12 protein-coding genes and 2 pseudogenes are annotated in these 14278 nt (G+C 34.9%); 4 read left to right on the top strand and 10 right to left on the bottom strand.

Features of this window, described 5'->3' with window-relative positions:
- Nucleotides 1-18: 18 nt before the first annotated feature.
- The 4 genes from DKK79_RS06780 to DKK79_RS06765 form a co-directional block, all read right to left on the bottom strand.
- A complete protein-coding gene (locus DKK79_RS06780) occupies nt 19-1149 on the bottom strand; it encodes an ABC transporter permease (RefSeq protein ID WP_065651165.1) in 1131 nt (376 codons plus the stop codon).
- 5 nt (nt 1150-1154) lie between these two features.
- Nucleotides 1155-3950, bottom strand: a complete 2796-nt coding sequence (gene rbbA / locus DKK79_RS06775) for a ribosome-associated ATPase/putative transporter RbbA (protein ID WP_110423434.1) — start codon at nt 3948-3950, stop codon at nt 1155-1157.
- 13 nt (nt 3951-3963) lie between these two features.
- Nucleotides 3964-5037, bottom strand: a complete 1074-nt coding sequence (locus tag DKK79_RS06770) for an HlyD family secretion protein (protein ID WP_110423433.1) — start codon at nt 5035-5037, stop codon at nt 3964-3966.
- 363 nt (nt 5038-5400) lie between these two features.
- Nucleotides 5401-6024, bottom strand: a complete 624-nt coding sequence (locus DKK79_RS06765) for a hypothetical protein (RefSeq protein ID WP_110423432.1) — start codon at nt 6022-6024, stop codon at nt 5401-5403.
- A 185-nt stretch (nt 6025-6209) separates the two neighbouring features.
- On the opposite strand from DKK79_RS06765, the gene argE reads away from it, so the two are divergent.
- A complete protein-coding gene (gene argE, locus DKK79_RS06760) occupies nt 6210-7367 on the top strand; it encodes an acetylornithine deacetylase (RefSeq protein ID WP_110423431.1) in 1158 nt (385 codons plus the stop codon).
- 119 nt (nt 7368-7486) lie between these two features.
- On the opposite strand, the pseudogene DKK79_RS06755 reads toward argE, so the two are convergent.
- Nucleotides 7487-7834, bottom strand: a pseudogene (locus DKK79_RS06755) (winged helix-turn-helix transcriptional regulator).
- A gap of 113 nt (nt 7835-7947) precedes the next feature.
- On the opposite strand from DKK79_RS06755, the pseudogene DKK79_RS14695 reads away from it, so the two are divergent.
- A pseudogene (locus DKK79_RS14695) lies at nt 7948-8508 on the top strand (NAD(P)H-dependent oxidoreductase).
- A gap of 233 nt (nt 8509-8741) precedes the next feature.
- Here the strand turns inward: DKK79_RS14695 and rnz are convergent.
- From rnz to DKK79_RS06735, 3 genes are all read right to left on the bottom strand, one after another.
- Nucleotides 8742-9659, bottom strand: coding sequence for a ribonuclease Z (gene rnz / locus DKK79_RS06745; protein WP_110423430.1), 918 nt, complete (start codon nt 9657-9659; stop codon nt 8742-8744).
- A 202-nt stretch (nt 9660-9861) separates the two neighbouring features.
- Nucleotides 9862-10302, bottom strand: coding sequence for a lysozyme inhibitor LprI family protein (locus DKK79_RS06740; RefSeq protein ID WP_110423429.1), 441 nt, complete (start codon nt 10300-10302; stop codon nt 9862-9864).
- A gap of 61 nt (nt 10303-10363) precedes the next feature.
- Nucleotides 10364-10591 carry a YccJ family protein gene (locus tag DKK79_RS06735; protein WP_086364319.1) on the bottom strand — a complete coding sequence of 76 codons (228 nt, stop codon included), beginning with the start codon at nt 10589-10591 and terminating at the stop codon, nt 10364-10366.
- 76 nt (nt 10592-10667) lie between these two features.
- Between DKK79_RS06735 and yaaA the strand changes: the two genes are divergently transcribed.
- Nucleotides 10668-11441, top strand: a complete 774-nt coding sequence (gene yaaA / locus DKK79_RS06730) for a peroxide stress protein YaaA (protein WP_110423428.1) — start codon at nt 10668-10670, stop codon at nt 11439-11441.
- Nucleotides 11442-11448: 7 nt separating this feature from the next.
- Nucleotides 11449-12408, top strand: coding sequence for an AEC family transporter (locus DKK79_RS06725; protein ID WP_034882209.1), 960 nt, complete (start codon nt 11449-11451; stop codon nt 12406-12408).
- 6 nt (nt 12409-12414) lie between these two features.
- Here the strand turns inward: DKK79_RS06725 and DKK79_RS06720 are convergent, their stop codons facing one another.
- Together DKK79_RS06720 and DKK79_RS06715 are read right to left on the bottom strand one after the other, a co-directional pair.
- Complete coding sequence (locus DKK79_RS06720) at nt 12415-13266, bottom strand: carboxylate/amino acid/amine transporter (RefSeq protein ID WP_110424045.1); 852 nt, start codon at nt 13264-13266, stop codon at nt 12415-12417.
- Nucleotides 13267-13387: 121 nt separating this feature from the next.
- Nucleotides 13388-14074, bottom strand: a complete 687-nt coding sequence (locus DKK79_RS06715) for a hypothetical protein (protein ID WP_110423427.1) — start codon at nt 14072-14074, stop codon at nt 13388-13390.
- Nucleotides 14075-14278 lie beyond the last annotated feature (204 nt).

The following is a 14278-nucleotide window of genomic DNA, read 5'->3' as shown; positions in this document are numbered from 1 at the left end:
CTTTTATTATTCATAAAATTAAGAACCCATATTAACAATTGAGCTACGAAAGCGTTTCAGTGCAATAAGGAAAAACACACTACCGATTCCTAATAACCACGCATACGAGGTCCAAACCACACTTAAACCAGCTCCTCGATATAAAATTGCCTGCCCTAATTCGACAAAATGAGTGGTTGGCGCAAATAACATAATATTTTGTACCACTTCCGGCATACTTTCTCGCGGCGTACTACCACCAGAAAGCATCTGTAACGGTAAAAGAATCAAAATAAATAGCATCGCAAATTGTGCTGTTGATTTAGCCACGGTTGCCATAAAGATCCCAAGTGACGTTGTCACGAATAAGTGCAGCGCTGCGCCTATTAAAAATAAAGTAATCGAGCCCTCAATTGGCACATTTAACCAACCATGAACGACAACTAACAGTGCTCCCCAAGTCGAAACAAGTACCACCAACCCCATAGACCAAACTTTTGAGATCATAATTTGAAATGGTGTCACAGGCATTGATAGCAAGTGATCGATAGTACCATGTTCGCGCTCTTTCATTAACGCAGCACCGGTTAAAATAATCGACAATGTGGTAACTATATTAATAATCTCCATGACAGAACCAAACCAAGAACGGGTTAAATTAGGATTAAAGGCCGCATGAACTTCAATATTGACCGGCAAACTGGTTGGTTTATCAATTTGATTAAAGTATTTAGTTATTTCACTGGTGACAATTTGCGTAATATAACCATTACCAACAAAAGCCTGTCCCATTCGGGTTGCATCAATATTAAGTTGAATCTCTGGACTTTGGTTATTTAACACATCACGTTGAAAATTAGGTGGTATATTTAATGCAAAAGTATAACTATCGGTATCCATTCCACGGTCAACTTCATCCATTGAATTTAATTTAACAGGTTTATTAAACATTGGTGGATAAAGCGCTGCGATAATTTGCCTAGATAACGGTGAATCATCTTCATCAACCACAGCAATTGAAGCATGATGAAGCGAGTCTGAAGTTGCGGTAGCTGCGGTATAAATATCCAGTGTAAAGCAATAGGCGATTAACAGTAACATGATTGGATCACGAATCAATCCCCATAACTCTTTAATACCTAAGCGATAAATATTAATAAAACTTTGCATAATATCTATCCTTCTTGTTTCTTGAGGAGGAATATACTTGCACCAAGTATAATCGGAATAGTAATCAGTAAGGTAAATATCGAGTTATGTAAATCAAAAAATCCTAATGCCTTATTGAAAACACCACGGGCAATAATAAGCATATGGGTTGTTGGATAAACTTCACCAATATATCGCCCACTCCCTTCTAATGATGCTACTGGATTGAGTAACCCCGAAAATTGTATTGCCGGTAACATGGTACCAACACAGGTTAAAAAGATAACCGCAATTTGGCTACGTGTTACTGTCGATGCAAGTAAACCAAAACCAGTAGCAATAATACAATAAGCTAATCCAGCTAAACATAAAGTTAGCAAACTGCCTTTTATCGGTACACCAAATATAGTAACGGCCATTAGCAACAGCAGTAAAAAGCTAAGCATCGAAATAACAATATAAGGAACCTGTTTACCTAGTAAAAACTCTGTTCGTGTAACTGGGGTTACATATAAGTTAATTATTGATCCCATCTCTTTTTCGCGCACTACGGATAATGCCGCAAGCATTGACGGAATCATTAAGAGTAAAATAGGAATGACGGCTGGCACCATCGCTTGCAAACTTTTAATATCTGGATTATAACGATAACGGGTCTCAATATTTGCCAATGAGCTAGATGCGGTGCCTGTGGTTGTTTTGATTTTGTCACTTAACCAAGCAAGGTGCATACCTTGTACATATCCTTTAATGGTATCGGCACGTAATGGCATAGCGCCATCAATCCAGATACCGATATTAACCGGATCACCGCGTTGAATATCACGACCAAAATTAGGTGGAATTTCAATAGCTAATGCTATCTCATTACTTCTCATTCTATGGTCCATATCATCATAATCAATGATTGGCGGTTTCTCAATAAAATAGCGTTTAGAACCAGAAAGATTAGTAACATAATTTTGGCTGGTAATCGTTTGATCACGATCTAATACCGCAAAATTTAGATCCTCGACATCCATAGTGATACCATAACCCATCACTAACATTAAGATCGCCGAACCTAGTAGTGCTAACAATGCTCGCAGCGGATCGCGTGATAACTCTAAGGTTTCACGCCATAAACATCCTATTAGACGTGTTAAACTAAATCCTTGTAGATGTTGAGTATCTGTCTGAACTGGTTCATTCGGTACAATTTTCGGCTCTTCACTGATTTTTTCATCGCTATGAGTATCATCTGCTCCTGCATCGACTAAATAACGGATAAAAGCATCTTCAAGGGTTTTCGCGTTTTTGGAATGGATGATATTGTCAGGCGTATCACTCGCTAATACCTTACCAGCATGCATTAATGAGATCCTATCACAACGCGCCGCTTCATTCATAAAGTGGGTAGTGATAAATACGGTGACTTTATCTTTTCGAGAAAGTTCAATAATTAAACGCCAAAAGTCATCACGAGCAATCGGATCAACCCCTGAGGTAGGTTCATCTAGGATAAGAATTTCAGGATTATGCACCACAGCAACAGATAAAGAAAGTCTTTGTTTCACCCCTAACGGTAGACTATCAGGCAAACTTTTCAATTCATTTTCCAGACCAAAACGCTTAACTAACTCCTGAACTCTTGCTGGTATTTTGCTTTCTTCAATACCAAATAGCCGGGCATGTAATACAAGATTCTGTTCAACAGTTAATTCACTATAAAGTGAAAACGCCTGCGACATATAACCTAAATGCCGTCTAACATTAATATCACTGGCATCAACCGGTTTACCAAACAACCAAGCTTCACCTGATGAAATCGGTAATAAACCGGTTAACATCTTCATGGTTGTTGATTTACCACAACCATTCGATCCTAAAAAGCCAAAAATCTCACCCTGCTTTATAGAAAAATTAACGTGATCAACCGCAATAAAATCACCAAATTGCTTGGTTAAGCCTTTGGCTTCAATCGCTACCTGTAAATCTTTGTTCAGATCTAATGGTGGGATTTCAACCGCTTGATAACCTTCTCTAGCATCTTCTGGCATTAACTGAATAAAGGCATCATCTAAATTATCTTTGCCAGTTTTAGCCAATAAGGCTTGGGGCGTGCCGGTTTCAAGAATCTTACCGCCATACATCGCGACTAACCAATCAAAGTTTTGCGCTTCATCCATATAAGCAGTAGCAACAATAACACTCATTTGCGGTCGTTGCTCACGAATTTTATTGATTAATTGCCAAAATTGCGCGCGAGAAAGCGGATCAACACCGGTGGTCGGTTCATCAAGAATAAGTAAATCAGGGTCATGAATCAAGGCAGAGCATAAACTTACTTTTTGCTTCATCCCTCCGGACAAACGTCCAGCAGGCCTGGATAAAAAAGGATATAAGCCCGTGCTTTTAGTTAACTCATCAATGCGACGTCGTCTTTCGGCGGCATCATTACCAAACAGACGAGCAAAGAATTGTAAATTTTCTTCAACGGAAAGTGTAGGATAAAGGTTTTTACCTAAACCTTGTGGCATATATGCAATACGCGTACACACGTTTTTTCGATGTGATTTATCTTTCATATCACCATCTAAAACGTTGACTATTCCTTCTTGAATGACATGCGCACCCGCTATTAATGACAACAGACTAGATTTACCTACTCCATCAGGACCAATCAATCCCACCATACATCTTGGTGGGATTGCAATACTGACATCATTAAGTGCACAGGTCTTTTTATAATGTAATATGACATTACTCACATTTACAACCGCATCATCAATGGCCTTACCATCCGCAAGTAACGTCAAATCCTTTTTACCTGATTCTGACATATGCTATCTCCAATTATTTTGTTTGGCATTTTGCAACATCAGATAAACCTGAAGGCCACTCCGTATTAGGATCAAGTCTTACCCAAGCCACACCAGGAAGACCTGTTTTAACATGAGTAATATAACATCTTAACAATTCTGGGCTTAATTGAGCTTTAACTCTAAACATCAATTTTTGACGCTCATCTTTGGTTTCAACAGTTTTAGGTGTAAATTGCGCAACACTTGAAACAAATGAAATTTTTGCTGAAATCGCTTTATTCGGAAGTGCATCAAGCACTAATCTTACTTCGTCGCCAATACCTACTTTACCGGCAATGGTTTCTGGTAAAAAGAAAGTCAAATAGACATCAGAGAGATTAACCAGATTTAGTACCTTACCACCTGACGGTAAAACCTCACCGAGTTGCGCAATACGATATTGAATCCGACCATCGACTGGCGCAGTTAAGGTACTGTCATCAATATCTGCTTGAATTTGATTGATATTAGCTTGAGCAACATTGATTGCTGATTTTGCACTTTCTACCCCAGCTTGGGCAGCTTCAATAGCCGCATCTGCCGCAGTCACTTGTGATTTAGCTGAATCTAGTGCAGCTTTGGCACTATTTACTTTAGCGGTATCATCATCAAATTGTTGTACAGAAATCGCCCCTTTTTGATAAAGAGTTGCAGTACGTTGTAAATGTTTTTTGGCGATATCTAAATCACTCTCTTTTTGAGTGACGCCAGCTAATGCCGCAACCTTATCACTCATCTTTAAAGCAACTTGGGCTTTTGAGGTCGCTTCATTACTCATTGCTTGTCGATATTGTGCTTGAGCTTCATTTAGCTGAGCTTGCAAAGTATCCGTTTGCATAATGACTAAAGGCTGACCTGCAGTAACAAAATCACCTTCATCAACATTAATTTTTTCAATTCTACCGGCTAATTTTGTCGAGATGTTGATTTCAGTCGCTTCAATGCGTCCATTACCACTGGTAAAATCGGAACCATAACCATCAGGTTTAAATTGCTGCCACAAGATAAAACCGAGAGCAAAAACCACAACGACAATAATAATCCATTTTTTGTTTATTTGTTTCATGAATAATACCTATTCTAAAGTGCCCAATTTGTCATAACCATTAACAAAAAATTTAACTGTTATAAGCTATTTATTTTCAATTAATTCATAATAGCAGATGTTTTTTACAAATAAAATCGACTCTGAAAGCAAGCGCAGTAAATGCTAAAAAAAAAATTTATAACTTTGAGCGTAATTGAAACTAGTATAAATTCTTAGTTATTTAGAAAGGGAAATTAATATAACTGCTGACGATGTACATCCTACATTAATAGAGGAGAATCATTAGTTAAAAGTAGAAAAGTAGCAAACGATAGTTATTCATGCAAAACTCCAAATAACAGTAAGCTTTATTTGGAGTTTGATGATTAATGTTAAAAAAAATTATAAATCAGGTCTAAAACGTCTTAATTCTTTTATCGGAATATCACCTTGGATAGTACACTTAATCGTCATTTCATAACTATCTTTATCCACTCCAATGAAGAATAAACTTTCAGCAGTACCTTTTACTGGCTTAGTGTGGGTTATGACATAGCGATTCTGAGACCAATAACCATTTTTATAAAAAAACGCATTGGCAATATTAATATCTGTATTTTTAGTTTTTTCCCATTCAATCCAAGAAAACGCATTTTTAATCTCTTCTAATGATGCATCGGTGGTAAATCCCCAATAATGGAACTGTTCTTCCTCATTCGTAAAATCACTATTTTCTTCATAGCTTTCTAATTTCACACCATTAAAAATGATCGGTGGATCAAATTTTATGCTCTTTTTGCCTGATTTTCCTTCCGGTTTAACAGCAAATTTACTATAACCAGTAGGTAAAGCTTGAATCGGAAAATATTGGTGATAGTTTTCTTTATTTAAATCAGAAAAAAAAGTTCTATCACATTGAGTAAAACTTTTTAATAAATCTGTAACGTCATCATCAAACGATGAATTTTGTGCGCTTACCAAAAAAGGCGCAAATAATCCAATAAAACAAAATGATTTAATTTTCACTTCCCATTTCCTTATTAACGATGAATGAAAAATTTTTTTACTTTATGTCGAGGTAAAATAAGATATTATATAAGTAATTACAAGTAATATTTTCGTTGGCTTGTTAAAGTATTAACGAAATTATAACACTAAAAACTATGAACTAGTAATATAGCTAGGTGTTTTTCTTTAATAAAGGTGATTTTATGGCACTTCCTTCTTTTTTGACCATCTATAACGAATTAATCTCTACCCCAACCATTAGTAATGTAACCAACGAAAAATTAGACTACTGCAATAAGCCATTAATTGACAAACTAGCAACTTGGTTTACCGATTTAGGCTTTAGCGTTGATCTTCAAGCTGTGCCTAATACTCGCCATAAATTCAACATGTTGGCAACCTATTCAAACAGTGAAAATCAAAGCCAAGGAGGCCTATTACTAAGTGGTCATACTGACACGGTTCCTTTCGATGAGGGACAATGGACCAAAGATCCCTTTAAGTTAACCGAAGAAAACAATAAGCTTTATGGATTAGGTACGGCAGATATGAAAGGATTTTTTGCTTTTATATTAGATGCATTACGTGATATCGATCTAAAAAAACTCAATAAACCAATTTATGTCTTGGCCACCGCTGACGAAGAAACGTCCATGGCAGGAGCTTCATTTTTTGCTGAGCAAACAAAATTAAAGCCTGACTGTACTATTATTGGTGAACCTACCTCATTAATTCCGATACGTGCCCACAAAGGATTTATATCTAATTCAATTAGAGTCATTGGTAAGTCTGGCCATTCAAGTGATCCGGACAAAGGTATTAATGCCATCGAAATCATGCATTTGGTGATTGAACAATTACTTCTTTTAAAGCAGAAATTCAAAGAGCAATATCATAATGATGGCTTTAGTGTCCCCTACCCAACGATGAATCTAGGTGTTATTCATGGTGGTGATGCCGCCAATCGTATTTGTGGTTGTTGTGAACTGATTATTGATATCCGAGTATTACCTGATAATGATGTTGACGCAATCTACAACGCACTTTGTCAAGCATTACAACCTGTTATGGATCAATACCCAAATCGAGTTTCCATCGAATATGAGGTCGCGCCGATTCCTGGTTATGAATGCAAGAAAGATCATCCTGCTTTAACGCATATCGAAAAACTGGTTGGCCAAACTGCGCAAACCGTTAACTACAGTACCGAAGCACCGTATCTCAATCAAATTGCCCCAACCATTGTTTTAGGGCCAGGCTCAATTGAACAAGCTCATCAACCGGATGAATTTATTTCTATGGATTTTTTAAAACCAACTAAATTGACCATTGAAAATTTGATTAAAGATTTTTGCTTATAAATAGATACATTCGCCGACACAGTCGGCGAAAAAGCTTATCGTCGTATAGGTAATAATTAAATATCTCGATATTTAGACGATATTGACTTGGTAATATTTTTTTCAGACCTATTGTTTAATTAATCTAACTCATCATCTTTATGTATATTTCCCCATTGACAAAGCATATCTAAAATAGGTACCAATGTTTTGCCTCGTTCTAACAATCCATATTCAACTTTAGGTGGAATTTGAGGATATTCTTTTCTAAAAATTAATTAATTTATCTCCATCTCTTTTAGAGTATTACTCAATGTTTTAAAATAGATTTCCTTTATGTTTCGTTTTAGTTCATTAAAACGCATAGATGGTCGATTTTCACTTAACCAATAAAGAATAACGATCTTGTATTTTCCTCGGATCATCGAGAGCGTGTAATTAAAGCTGCTATTCTCGAAATTGCCTTCTGCACAATGATGATTTTCCATATTTACACTCTCCCTAAAGATAGTACATAACGATAATTACCTTACTTTAAAAATAGTTGTATCAATACTACTATGAATACAATATTTATCTCAATAAATAGGAATAGTTAAAAATGAAACATACTTTAGTGACTGTTGCTCACCCTGATTTATCATCATCAAGTATTAATCGCTGATGGCTTGATAGATTAAAACAATACAAAGAACAAATAACCATACATGATCTCTATTCATGTTATCTATCCTACCAAATAGACACTAAGTTCGAACAAAAGTTAGTTGAAAATCATGAAAATTTAGTGATTCAGTTCCCAATATATTGGTTTAATTGTCCGCCATTGTTAAAACAATGGTTTGATGATGTTTTTACATATGGATAGGCTTTCGGTGCCCTAGGTGATAAATTGAAAAATAAAAAAGTCACTTTAGCGGTTTCAGCCGGTATAAAGAAAGCTGATTATTGCCAAACAGGAAAATATCAATCTACGCTTGAAGAAATACTAAAACCTTTCGAATTAATAATGAATTACGTTCATGCCGATTATCAACAGATATTTGCAATTTATGGCGCTAACAATGAGCCTGACTATCCAGATAAAATTACCTTGAATGAGATAAATAAAAGCGCGGAGGATTATGTTAATTGGATGAACAGATTAGGAATGTTAATCTAAAAGGCATAACAGCTACCAACGGCTTAAATAAAATGGTTTTATTAAAATCGTTGAATAACAAATTAGTCTTAACGGATTAAGTTCAGATAACTAAAAATAAAATGGCATAGGCTGCTCAATATTTTTTACCAAACGATTATGTTGGACTGATAAAAATAGACGAGAATAATCATACATTAATTTCAACTTTGAGAAGTTTAATTAGCAATGGCCGACGATGTCGGCGTTATTGATTAAACTTGAAAATTGGCAAAATCAGTGGCAATTTCAGTATTAGCAAAGATGCTCCTAGCTTCAGTAACCAGTTTTTGATTATCTTGTAAACTATACCTAGGGCTAATATGCGTTATGATTAACCGTTTAGCATTAGCTTGTTTAGCTATGCTAGCGGCGTGCACTGTCGTTGAATGTCCTCGCTCAATAGCTTTTGCCTCAAGAGCTTGCTCTTGAGTGGCCTCATGCACTAACAAATCGACGTTTTTAGCTAAATCAATGGACGCTTGACAAGGAATGGTATCACCCAAAATAGCTAATTTTTTGCCTTGTTTAATAACACCTTGATAATCCTTACAACTAATTGTTCTAGCATCTTCTAAAGTAACGGTTAAACCTTCTTTTAAATAAGCATAATGTGAATCTATTTGGATGTTATCTTTTTTTAATTTATTAATATCCAATTTTGCCGGAAGATCCTTTTCAACAATACGATAACCAAAACTAGGCACTCGATGTTGTAATAATTTGGCTTCGACGCGAAATTTATTATCTTCAAACACTAAGCTATCTTGTTCAAGTTCAATAATATTTAAAGGGTAAGTAAGCCATGAAGAACTAATTTCAATCACTGTTTGAATAAATTGTTTAATACCTTTAGGTCCAACTAACGTTAATGCCGATTGCTTTTGCATTAATGAACGAGAGGTCAATACACCGGGTAGACCAAATAGATGATCACCATGCAAATGCGTCAAAAAAATCATTTCCAATTTAGATAAACTAAACTTAGCCTTTTGCATTTGCAACTGCGTTGCTTCACCACTATCAAACAGCCATAATCTCCCTCGTTCTTGTCGAAGATCAAGCATAATACTACTTACATTACGTTCAGCGGTTGGAGAACCGGCACTTGTTCCTAAAAAAGTTAAATTCATACCAAAATCAAATTGTGATTGAAAATCTTATTATATACTGAGAATAACTATTGATAATTTTATTTTGTTATAAAGAACAGAAAAATTTTTATAGTAGTAGCTTTGTTCATTAATTCCTTTATAACTGTACGATAAAGCCCAAATGTTGATATTGCTAAAATTAGTAGAATAATTTAAATGATGATTTTATCTTCTACGCGGTTTAATTAAAATTAGACCGATAAAGATCAAGTTGTTTTGTTCGTTGAAAATTTAGTTCAGCAAGGCAAGAGAATTTAAACATATTAAGCGTATTTTCAATTGCCCCACCACCTAACGAATACGCAAAGTCACACTGTAAATCACGATATTTAATAAATTCTTGATTAGTTCTTTTCAGTTTGGTTTTAGCAATTATGATGTACTGTTTGTTTTCATACCAATTTGTAAGTGCGTCGGAAAATTTCTGTTGCGATTTATCTAATTCAGCTTGACTGGTATAAAAAATTTTTTCTAAACATTTAGTCAATTCTCCTTCAGAAGAAGTAGACCCACTACAGTAACTGCGTAATTCAAGCTGATTCAAATCAGCCAACTTCGAATTAGCATAAATCTGTAGTGGCATAGAAATAATAAATATAGTCATTAATTTTATTATTTTCATAACACATCGAAACTCAATTTATAGTGCAGAATTTAGTTAACTTCTTGATTTTTAATATAGATTAGACGTTTTTACGTTCAATGGTCTGTTCGCCCCAGAAGAGCTTATCAGCTTTAGTTTTAGCGAAAGCGCGTTGTAATACTTCATCGCTGCCTTCTTCCCAAATTTGTTCTGCTAATTTTTCATCATCATTAGCTAATTCAAAAATAGCCTCGGCAATTTCAATAGAAGTTTCACGAATGTTTGCCCAAGAACGAATATCATGGATTTCTTTTTTGGTACTATTCATTTTTATTCTCCTTATTTGCTAAGATTACAGGTAAAATAAACCCAATTGAAACAAAACACAATAGGCGGTATTCTTTATGCTGACAATTATCTCTCCATCCAAAACGCTTGATTATCAAAGTCCCCTCACCACCAAAACCCATAGCTTACCCGAATTTTTGCAATCGACAAAACAACTTGTGGCTGTTTGCCAAAAACTTAGCAGTGATGACTTAGCTAAATTAATGTCAATCAGCCCCAAACTGGCTACCGCTAATTATGAACGTTTTCAAAACTGGCAGGCTGATTTTAATTTTGATAATGCAAGACAAGCTATTTTGGCTTTTAAAGGTGATGTCTATGAGGGGTTGCATGTTGAAGATTTTAATGATAGTGATCTAAAATTTGCCCAATCCCATTTACGCATTTTATCAGGATTATATGGTTTATTACGACCACTTGATTTAATTCAGCCCTATCGTTTGGAGATGGGGATCCGTCTTAAAAATGGTAACTATACTAATCTATATCAATTTTGGGGAGATAAATTAACCGATAAACTCAATGATGAATTAGCCAAATCATCGCAGCCAACATTAATTAATTTAGCTTCTAACGAATATTTCAAAGCAATCAAACCCAAACAGCTAAAAGCCAAAATTATCCAACCTATCTTTTTAGATAAAAGTAAAGAGGATTATAAAGTGATTAGTTTTTACGCCAAAAAAGCACGTGGCTTGATGAGCCGATTTATTATAAAAAATAGCATTAATCATAGTGACGATATTAAAAGTTTTAATTTGGCTGGTTACCAATTTGATTCACAACGCTCAACTGAATTAGAATGGTACTTTACCAGAAATCACGCATAAAAGAGTCATGGAATTTCTAATCACATTATGGCAACAGTTTTTAACAACTTTGCCTCTGTTCGTTTTGATTTTATTAGGTTATATAGCGGTAAAAGCAGGTCGTTGGCAAAAAACGGTAACAGATAGTGTTACCAAATTTACCTTCTATATTGCTTTTCCGATTATGTTATTTCAGATTATGAGCCACTTTTCCGAACATTCGGAAATTGACGCCAATCTTTTATTGGTCTTTTTTGGTGGCTCATTTATGGTTTTTGCCTTAGGTTGCTTTATCGCCGTTAAATTTTTCAAACTAAATGGCTCACAAAGTACCATGTTTGCGATGGGGGGAATTTATACCAATACGGTATTTGTCGGTATTCCAATTATCAAAATGTTGTTAGGTGAAAAAGCCATTCCAATTGTGGCCATTATTGTAATCTTTAATGCTCTCATTTTATGGACATTAGCAACCGTATCGATTGAATTTGTACAGATGGGCAAACTATCAGCTAAAGGCTTTATAAAAGCGTTTAAAAATGTATCAAAAAATCCAATTATTATTGGTATCTTTGCAGGAATTGTCGTCAATTATGTGCGAATTCCACTACCATTCTTTATCAATCAAGCGACAAAGATGGTAAGCGATATGACCGCGCCACTCTCACTAATTGTATTAGGAATGGGACTTGCTGAATATAAGATCCGCGATGACTTACCGATCACCATAACAATCTGTATTTTAAAACTGTTCATCTTACCTATTGTTACCTATATCCTAGCAATACTGGTGGGATTGCCACTATTAGAACTGCAGGTTATCGTATTATTAAGTTCAGTATCAATTGCGATAAATTGTTATATGATGGCAAGACAGTTTGCGGTATTGCAAGGGCCTATTGCTTCGAGTTTATTGATATCGACGGCATTATCATCTGTGACAACGCCGTTAATTCTATCAATAATGTTACAGTTACCTTTTGCTTAGAGAAGATTATTTCGATCCTTTGAATTTATGATGAAGAATCAAGGCAAAAACAATAACTGCACTACCTACAGAAAACCGGCCCCAATCAATCGATTGGTGCCATATAATGACGTTGACTAAAATTCCGGTTGGAATAACCAAATTATTCATAATCGCCAGAGTACCAGAATCGACTTTAGTCGCACCTAAATTCCACAAGAAATAACATAAGCCTGAAGCTATAACACCTAACCAAATAATAATCCCCCACTGTAATTGCGTGGTGGGGAGTTTGTCAGTATTACCAAATAATAACCAACCAATAGTGGCTACAACAATCGCCCCTAAATAGACCCAGGCAAAAGCTTGATGTTGTGGTAATGGATAGAGTTCCATAATACGTTTATAGCCGACTTGCCCTAAAGCAAAGACAATATTGGCGCCCTGAATGAGTAAAAAGCCGATGATGAAATCTCGACTAATGTGATCATAACGGATAATTGCCGCACCAATGACTGCTATAATCGCCGTTAATAGATAATTAAGTCTTAGTCGATGTCCCTGCAGTAAATCATAGATAATGGTGACATAAATTGGCGTTGAAATGGTAAATAATAAAACCTCTGGCACCGAAATATATTGGAAAGAGTTGTAATAAAAGAAGTACATAATTCCTAATTGGCACGCACCTACCCCCATCAATAGCAGCATTTGCTTAATAGAGACATTTTTGAAACGTAAAAAAGGAATAAAGGTAATAAAAGCCAGCAAAACGCGCATGACTACCGCAAACCAAGTATCCACTTGGCCACTTAAATAAACCGCAATAAAACTAAATGAAAACGACCAAACAATAGTGACAAAAATAAGGTAATACATAATAGGATAATTGAATAATGATAAACAGGCACGCATCCTAGCAATTCATATCGCAGTTGTAAACCTTTTGAAATATAAATTGATTACAATACTTATACTTATTAATTTCTATATCGAATTATTAATTGATTGTCTTTTCAATGTAGATATATTTATTTTCATCCGTTATAGGAATATCGTCAGCATTCCACATATATTTTCTAACAATTTTAAACAAAAAATTATCATCTTTGCTGTAAATTGAAATAAAATATTTTGGATTAATATAAATTTCATCAAAATTTTCAGCACTATAGTTATTCAATATTGATAACTGTTCATTATCTGTAACGTTAGAATCCTGTAATAATTTTTTAGCTTTGTCAAACGAATAGATACCAGCTCTTCCATAATCAAGGTAGAAATGGTTAACCAACTTAGTTTTATCCAAGATTAAAACATAGTAACCTGCTGTACCACGTTCAGACTCACCCTCAATAAGAAACACGTTAAATAAATTATTTGCAGAACTTTTGTATAGATATGCATTGAATGAAGTACTGTCTAGGAAATCAGGAATTGCTATTGAAAAATCAAAGTTTTTCTTTGACTTTAAAAAAATTACATGACAATTATATTCCTCTTTATCTGGCTGCCAATCGCAACTAATTTGATTATCATCAAATGTCCAAGAGTCACCACTAATTTCTTTGAGGGGAATTTCATGATCATAATATTGCCAAAATGTTAAATTCTTATAATTTGTGGCTTCACATAAACCAATATTGCCAATCATAAAAAACATGATAGCGAAGAAATAAGATTTCATGCCATATCCTTATGTAATTTTGGGAGCGTTCTTTAACAAATTTAATTAGCTAACTGAATTAATAAATCGTAGTATAAATAAATCCTATCTTAAGACATAGCGGCTAACAGATTACTGATACAGTTTAACAAATCAAAGATCCTCAAAAAAGTCATTTTATGGCATAATGTACGCCAATTCACATTTCAACAGTTTTGCTAAAAA

The sequence above is a fragment of the Gilliamella apicola genome (assembly GCF_003202915.1).
Lineage (GTDB): Bacteria > Pseudomonadota > Gammaproteobacteria > Enterobacterales > Orbaceae > Gilliamella > Gilliamella apicola_Q.
This window is presented reverse-complemented; position numbering and strand designations above follow the sequence as displayed.

What these genes read in the sequence shown, in the direction of transcription:
- rnz (WP_110423430.1), bottom strand. Translation starts at nt 9,659, where the DNA reads ATGAATTTAACTTTTTTAGGAACAAGTGCCGGTTCTCCAACCGCTGAA.
- rbbA (WP_110423434.1), bottom strand. Translation starts at nt 3,950, where the DNA reads ATGTCAGAATCAGGTAAAAAGGATTTGACGTTACTTGCGGATGGTAAG.
- DKK79_RS06720 (WP_110424045.1), bottom strand. Translation starts at nt 13,266, where the DNA reads ATGTATTACCTTATTTTTGTCACTATTGTTTGGTCGTTTTCATTTAGT.
- DKK79_RS06770 (WP_110423433.1), bottom strand. Translation starts at nt 5,037, where the DNA reads ATGAAACAAATAAACAAAAAATGGATTATTATTGTCGTTGTGGTTTTT.
- DKK79_RS06780 (WP_065651165.1), bottom strand. Translation starts at nt 1,149, where the DNA reads ATGCAAAGTTTTATTAATATTTATCGCTTAGGTATTAAAGAGTTATGG.
- yaaA (WP_110423428.1), top strand. Translation starts at nt 10,668, where the DNA reads ATGCTGACAATTATCTCTCCATCCAAAACGCTTGATTATCAAAGTCCC.
- DKK79_RS06740 (WP_110423429.1), bottom strand. Translation starts at nt 10,302, where the DNA reads ATGAAAATAATAAAATTAATGACTATATTTATTATTTCTATGCCACTA.
- DKK79_RS06715 (WP_110423427.1), bottom strand. Translation starts at nt 14,074, where the DNA reads ATGAAATCTTATTTCTTCGCTATCATGTTTTTTATGATTGGCAATATT.
- DKK79_RS06735 (WP_086364319.1), bottom strand. Translation starts at nt 10,591, where the DNA reads ATGAATAGTACCAAAAAAGAAATCCATGATATTCGTTCTTGGGCAAAC.
- argE (WP_110423431.1), top strand. Translation starts at nt 6,210, where the DNA reads ATGGCACTTCCTTCTTTTTTGACCATCTATAACGAATTAATCTCTACC.
- DKK79_RS06725 (WP_034882209.1), top strand. Translation starts at nt 11,449, where the DNA reads ATGGAATTTCTAATCACATTATGGCAACAGTTTTTAACAACTTTGCCT.